General features: G+C 56.5%; 2 protein-coding genes. Both read left to right on the top strand.

What is annotated here, in order from left to right; genetic code table 11:
• Positions 1-83 precede the first annotated feature (83 nt).
• Complete coding sequence (locus C6W91_RS21230; RefSeq protein ID WP_061048509.1) at positions 84-377, top strand: IS3 family transposase; 294 nt, start codon at positions 84-86, stop codon at positions 375-377.
• 8 nt (positions 378-385) lie between these two features.
• On the top strand, positions 386-735 hold a 350-nt coding region (locus C6W91_RS21225), incomplete at its 3' end, for an IS3 family transposase (protein ID WP_370571623.1).

Raw genomic sequence — 735 nt, 5'->3', positions numbered from 1 at the left:
GTTTGAGCTACCCCCTGAATTTCGGACACTGACGTAAGCTACGAATTGCTGTCTGTTGATCTTCGACGCAGAGGAGATCAGAGATGTCGAAACGGAAGAACCATTCGCCTGAGTTCAAGGCCAAGGTCGCGCTTGAGGCTTTGAAGGGCGAGCGGACTGTTGCAGAGCTGGCAAGCCAATTTGGCGTTCATCCGACGATGATCCACAGCTGGAAGCGGGCGCTCCTGGAGGGCGCGTCCGGCGTGTTCGAGCGTGGCGGCAAGAAAACCCCGGAGATTGACGAAGAACAGGTCAAAGAGCTGCACGCTAAGATTGGGGAGCTGGCCGTTGCCAACGATTTTTTGTCACGAAAGCTCAAACCGTGGATCGGCAAGTGAGGCGGAAAATGATCGAGCCTGCCAATGCCAATCTGCCCATTGGCAAGCAGTGCAAGCTGCTGTCGATCTCGCGGTCGTCGTTCTATTATCAACCCAAAGGCGAGACGGCTCTGAACCTGATGCTGATGCGTCGGATCGACGAACAGTTCCTGGAAACGCCGTTCTTCGGTGTGCGGCAGATGACTTGGCATCTGCGCAATGAGGGTCATTTGGTGAAAGAAAAGCGGATCAGGCGGCTGATGAGGGTGATGGGGCTCATGCCGATCTACCAGAAGCCCAACACCAGCAAGGCAGCGAAGGGACACAAGACCTACCCCTATCTGCTGCGTGGTCTGCGGGTGGGGCGCCCGAACCAGGT

Source organism: Phaeobacter sp. SYSU ZJ3003, from assembly GCF_041300735.1.
Classification (GTDB): Bacteria; Pseudomonadota; Alphaproteobacteria; order Rhodobacterales; family Rhodobacteraceae; genus Phycobacter; species Phycobacter gallaeciensis_A.
Note: the sequence above shows the minus strand (reverse complement) of the source record. Positions and strands in the feature narration are given on the sequence as shown.

Excerpts from the sequence above, each read along its gene's own strand:
- C6W91_RS21230 (WP_061048509.1), top strand. The coding sequence starts at position 84 with ATGTCGAAACGGAAGAACCATTCGCCTGAGTTCAAGGCCAAGGTCGCG.